This window comes from Kitasatospora sp. NPDC059088 (genome assembly GCF_042738155.1).
Taxonomy (GTDB): Bacteria; Actinomycetota; Actinomycetes; order Streptomycetales; family Streptomycetaceae; genus Kitasatospora.
Map to the genome: position 1 here is coordinate 1 of NZ_JBHYGR010000160.1, position 5,364 is coordinate 5,364.

Genomic DNA, 5,364 nt, shown 5'->3' on the forward strand with positions numbered 1-5,364 from the left:
CAGGCCGACTGCCGCGCCGCACCCGGGGCGCTCTTGCTGTGGGAGGGGGGGGCGGGCCCCACCCCCCCCCCCCCGTCACTCCACCGCGACGCCGAAGGCCGTCGCCAGCCCCGTCAGACCGTTCGTCACCGCTCGCGCCGAGGGCTCGAACTGCCAGCCCGCGGACGCCCGTCGGAAGCTCCCGAGCAGCATCGCCGAGTCCGGCACGCCGCCGTTCGCCCCCGGCCACTTCGCCGGACCGCCCGCCCCCGGGCCGTACTCCGCCGCGACGGCCAGCCCGTACACGTAACCGAGCGGCAGCGCCGGGTGCTCCTCCTCCTCGGTGGACACCGCCAGCACCACCTCGTCCACGGCGGCCGGCAGCCGGTGCAGGTCCAGGCTCAGCCGGGCCGCCCGGGCCGGCTCGCCCGGCACCGAGTGGGTGGGGTGCAGCCGGACGGCGCCGTCCGGGTCCTGGGGGTTGTTGAAGAACACGAAGTGCTCGTCGCTCAGCACCCGGCCGCGGGCGCACAGGAACGCCGTGACGTCCAGCTCCACCGGGTCCCCGCCGGCCGTCCGGCTCTGCCAGCTCACCGTGAGGCTGCTCTGCGGGGCGTCCGGCTCCGGCCGCCCCGCCGCCGCACCGCCCGCGCCGGCCGTCCCGCCTGCGGCGCCCGTACCGCCCGTACCGGTTCCGCCGCCCGCACCGCCCGTACCGGCTCCGGCGTCCGCACCGCTCCCGGCACCGCTTCCGGCCCGGCCCCCCGCGCCGCCGCCGAGCCGGCCGCGCAGCCCCTGGTCGGCCAGCAGCTCCACCAGCTCCGGGCCGCTCACCAGGGTCAGCGGCTTGCCCTCGATGTAGCTGTACGAGCCCTTGCCGAAGCCCGCCGTGGTCACCAGGATGCCCTTGATCGCGCCGTGGTGGCGCACGGTGGACTCCAGGTCGCGCACGGCCGTCGGCGGGACGGTCTTCCGGTACCGCTTCGCCTGGATCACGATCTTGCCGCCGGTCACGGGGTCCAGGTCCTCGGCGACCACGTCCACCCCGACGTCACCGCTGCGGGCCGTCGTCATCACCCGGAAGCCGCGCAGCCGGAACAACTCGGCGATCAGGTCCTCGAAGTCCAGCGGATCCATCTCGAAGAGGTCCGGGTCCTCCTCGCCGAAGTGCCCGGCCAGGCTCCCGCCCACCGACTCCGGCAGCCGGTCCGGCTTCACCTCGTCCAGCCGCTCCGGCCGCGCCGACAGCTTGCCGCCCAGCCCCTGGAAGCACTCCACCGGGGCCACCCGGTCCAGCGCCAGCCCCGAGAACTCGGCCCGGGTCGCGGTCAGCGTCGACAGGAAGCGCTCGGCCTCCCGGCCCGTCGCCGGATCGATCCCCAGCACGAAGCCGTTCACCACCACCGAGTCCAGCATCCCGTCCCGGTCCGCCCGGAACAGCTCGGCCGCCAACCGCAGCGCCGACTGCGCCAGCACCTCCCGGTACAGCGCCTTGCGCTCGGTCGCCGGCCGGGCCACCTCCGCCTCGCGGTCGTCCGCCTTCACGTACCGCACCCGCCCGGCCGCCGGCACCACGTCCGGACCGGGCAGCTCCCAGTTCACCACCAGCTGACGGCTCGACACCTCCCAGGCCGCCACCAGCCGGTGCGGGAAGCCCTCCGGCCAGGCCGCCGAGGCGTACAGCCCCGCCGTGAAGTACTCCTGCACGGCCTCCGGCTCGCCCGCCCGAAGCCGCCGCAGCAACTCCTCCGTCCCGGCGCCGCGCTCCTCCTCCTGCCGACGGAAGCCCTCCGCCCACCCCAGGTACTCCTGGTGGTACGCGGCCAGCCGGGACTGCCGGTCCGCCTCCCGGGCCTGCGCGGCGTACCAGTCCTGCTCGAACCGGACCCGGGCCTGCGCCAGGTACTGCTCGTACTGGCGGCGCACCCCGGCGTTGCGGGCCTGCGCCGCGTCCGGCGGCGGCACGTGGTAGGCGGCGGACGCCTGGTCCGGCATCGGCACCGGCACACCCAGCGGCCCCGGATCGAACGGCGGCACCGGGCGCGGCGCCAGCAGGGCCTGCGGCCCGAACGCCGGCGCGGCCAGGCCGGCCGCCAGCAGCCCGCGCAACTCCTCCACCCGGGCGTCCAGCTCCGCCGTCCGCCGGGCCACCTCCGCCTCCCGCGACTGCTGGTACGCGCGCTGCGCCTCCCGCTCGTCCCGGGCGGACGCCCGCTGCGCCTCCCGCTGGGCCCGCTCGTGCCGGCGCAACTCCGCCGCCTCGGCACGCCAACGGGCCTCCTCCCGGCGCTGCTGCTGCCGCTGCGCCTCCGCCCAGACCGCCAGCACCCCGCTGTTCCGCCGCCCCGCCACCAGCCACCCCTTCGCACTCACACCGACGCGGCCGCCGCGCGCCACCTCCGGGCACCACCGCCGACCGCGCCCGCCAGAATAGAACGTGGACGCCCCGCCCGGCCAAGCCCCCGCGACCTGCGCGGCTCCCGCCCACCCGCCCCGCCCGCGCCGCCCCGACGGGCGACACCGGCCCGAGCCCTGCGGGGCCCGGCCGTTGGGGGCGTCCGGCGCCTCGTCGGGTGGGCGTCGTGGAGGTGGACAGCGGGGGCGGCCGGGCGGATCATCGTCAGGAGACCGATCCAGGGGGAGAGTTCATGAGCATCAGCAGTGCCGTCCGGGCCGCCGCGGTGGCCGCCGTCGCCGGGATCGCCGTGCTGGCGGCCGGTGCGGTGCCGGCCGCCGCGACGGGGGCCCCGGACACGGGCAACACCTACCCCGCCTTCGTGGTGCCGGCCGGGGACCCGGTCTCCGGTCAGGTCGACGCGCCCGTCCGGTAGCCCCTCGGACCGACGCGCCCGTACGCCGGCCCGTCAGCCGCGCGGTTCCGCGTACCAGCGCCAGTCGGTGCGGCGGGGGTGGTCGGGGAGGGTGGCGCGGCCGGTGGCCCACAGGAGGGTGGGCCAGGGGGCGGCGGTGCGGGGGGCGTCGGGGAACAGGCGCGCCAGGGTGCGGGCGCAGAGGTCGGCGGGCGGGTCCCAGGGGAGGCCGAGGCCCTGGGTGGCGTCGTGCAGGTGGACCAGGGTCTCGACCAGGCTCATGGCGACGAAGCCGCTCGGGTCGGCGAGGCCCCAGGGGTGGTACGCGCGGGCCTGCGGCGGGGCGACCCGGGCGATCGCGACCATCAACCCGCCACTGGAGTCGAGGACTTCGAGCAGCCCCGGGACGCCGCCGGCCGGGTCGGCGCGGACGAAGTTGTTCGGGCCGCCCGGGGCGCGGCGGGTCGCCACGAAGGGCATGTACCGGTCGCGGGGCGGTCGGGCCGGGCCGAGCTGGGCCGCGTAGGCGAGGAGGTCGTCGGCCAGGTGCTCGACGGTCTCCCAGCAGCTCCAGTCGAGGCCACCGGCGGGCCGGGACCAGTCCGCGTCCGCCGGGGCACCGGAGAGGGCGTCCACGGCGAGGCGGAGGGCGAGGGCGAGGTCGTCCGGGGTCGGTGAGTCGATCATGGACGGATGCTAGGGCCCTCGTCCCGAGGGATTGTCGGTGGGGCCGGGTAGCCTGGCCGGGTTCGAAGAGCTTCCAGGGAGGGATGCCCGTGACGGTCCCCGCACCGCAGCACCCGGACCGGCCCGCCGGCTGGGTCTCCACCGGCCTGAGCTGGCACGACGGCCGGGCCCTGCTCTGCGCCGTGCACGGCGCCCGGGTGCACGAGCGCGCCGTGGCGCCCGGTACGGAGGTCTGCTGGCTGCTCGGCGGCCCGCGCCGCTGCGTGGGCGCCTGGCTGGCCGGGGCGACGGAGCGCACGCCCTGCCCGCACCACGCGGTGGTCGACCCGGGCGGCAGCGCCACCCAGTGCCCGGCCTGCCAGAGCGTGGACCGCGGCCTGGCCCTCGCCCGGGACCAGATCCTCGACGACGGCCGCACCTACCTGCTCTACCTCGCCTGGTTCGGCGAGGGCCTCTTGAAGGTCGGCCTGACCGCCGAGCAGCGCGGCGACAGCCGGCTGCTGGAACAGGGCGCGCTGGCCTACGCGTTCACCGCGCGCGGCGGCCTGCCCGCGGTGCGCCGCGCCGAACTCACCGTCGCCGCCTCGGGCATGGCGCGCGAGCGGTTCAAGTCCCGGATCAAGACCGACCACTGGTGGTCGCACGGCGACGCCGCGCACCGCCGCGCCGTGCTGACGGAGGCCCGGGCCCGGGCGCACCGACTGCTGGACGGGCACGCCGTGGAGCTGCTCGCGGACCGCCCGGTGACGGACCACGTGGAGCGCTACGGCCTGGCCGGCGGCGCCCCCGAGACCTACCGGGAAGTCACCGGCCTGGCCGCGGGCGCGGTGGTCGCCGGTACGCTGCGCCCGCCGGTGGGGCGGCACCTCTTCCTGGACCAGCCGGACGGCTCCGGCCCGCTGCTGCTGGACACCCGACGGCTGACCGGCTGGACGCTCACGCCGGCGGTCGGCCGGGCCTCCGAGGGGCTGGTCCTGGAGGAGCGGGTCCGCCCGCCGGAGCCGGACACCCAGGAGGCGCTGTTCTGAGGGCGAGCGCCTCCTGAGGCAGGATCCTCATCGAGATCCTCATCGACATCGACATCGCCAGGCCCAGCGTGGGTGCGGCGACGTCCCCCGGCTCGCGGGTCAGTCCGGTGGGCTCGTGGCGGGCGCAAGCGCTGTGTCGAAAGCGGTACTTGACGGATGCCCGGAGGAGCTGCTCAGCCCAGCTTGCCGCGTACCCCGCCCGGTCCGGAGCGCGCCCGCCGGGACAGCGGCGGACGGGACGGGCGGACGTCGGCGCGCCCGGCCGGGACCGGCTCGACGGGCTCGGCGGTGCGCCGGGCCAGCGCGGCCCGGGCGGCGGCCAGGGCGACCCGGGCGAGCAGCGGGTCCTCCCGGAGGCCCGCCGTGCGCTTGGACGTCTGACAGGGGGAGCACCAGACCGGCGAGGCCGGCCCGTCCGGATAGACCATGCCCTCCGGCGGCAGGTAGTGCCCACCGCACTCGACGCACTCGAAGACCAACCTCATCCGACGATCACCGTCCCGGATCCGTGGCACCGACCGCAGGGTGACCAGAAGGTGTGAACGCTGGGCACCATGCCTCCTTCCTCGTCCAGTTCGACCGTTGCCTCGGTCTTCTGGGTCCCCCCGGACCCGCCGCAGCCGGAGCAGGACTGAACCTCGGGCATATGCCGTCCTCCCGTAGCGGAGCACCACCGTAGCGCGATTTTCCGCCAGGAAGCACCGCGTGCGGCGTTCCACCACTCGTTCGGGGAGCGCGAACTCCCCTCGCACGCCCCGGAGAACAGCGTCGGGGGGGCGGCCGCGCGCACAGACAGACCCGGGCACGCCCAGGCGGAGCACCACGCGCTCACGGACGGGAGTGGGGGGGCGGGGGGTGGG

General features: G+C 76.8%; 5 protein-coding genes. 2 read left to right on the plus strand and 3 right to left on the minus strand.

Annotation, left to right across the window (positions count from 1 at the left end; genetic code table 11):
- Nucleotides 1-75 precede the first annotated feature (75 nt).
- Entirely contained in the window at nt 76-2,331 is a 2,256-nt protein-coding gene (locus tag ACFWXO_RS39880) for a restriction endonuclease (RefSeq protein ID WP_380530797.1), read from the minus strand.
- Between the two features lie 296 nt (nt 2,332-2,627).
- On the opposite strand from ACFWXO_RS39880, the gene ACFWXO_RS39885 reads away from it, so the two are divergent.
- Complete coding sequence (locus ACFWXO_RS39885) at nt 2,628-2,810, plus strand: hypothetical protein (protein WP_380530800.1); 183 nt, start codon at nt 2,628-2,630, stop codon at nt 2,808-2,810.
- A gap of 33 nt (nt 2,811-2,843) precedes the next feature.
- Here ACFWXO_RS39885 and ACFWXO_RS39890 read toward each other — a convergent pair whose 3' ends face one another.
- A complete protein-coding gene (locus tag ACFWXO_RS39890; RefSeq protein WP_380530803.1) occupies nt 2,844-3,476 on the minus strand; it encodes a maleylpyruvate isomerase N-terminal domain-containing protein in 633 nt (210 codons plus the stop codon).
- Nucleotides 3,477-3,565: 89 nt separating this feature from the next.
- On the opposite strand from ACFWXO_RS39890, the gene ACFWXO_RS39895 reads away from it, so the two are divergent.
- A complete protein-coding gene (locus ACFWXO_RS39895; RefSeq protein ID WP_380530805.1) occupies nt 3,566-4,504 on the plus strand; it encodes a DUF2797 domain-containing protein in 939 nt (312 codons plus the stop codon).
- Between the two features lie 173 nt (nt 4,505-4,677).
- Here ACFWXO_RS39895 and ACFWXO_RS39900 read toward each other — a convergent pair whose 3' ends face one another.
- Nucleotides 4,678-4,989 (minus strand): hypothetical protein, encoded by a 312-nt coding sequence (locus ACFWXO_RS39900; protein ID WP_380530808.1) that lies wholly within the window; start codon nt 4,987-4,989, stop codon nt 4,678-4,680.
- Nucleotides 4,990-5,364: the final 375 nt, after the last annotated feature.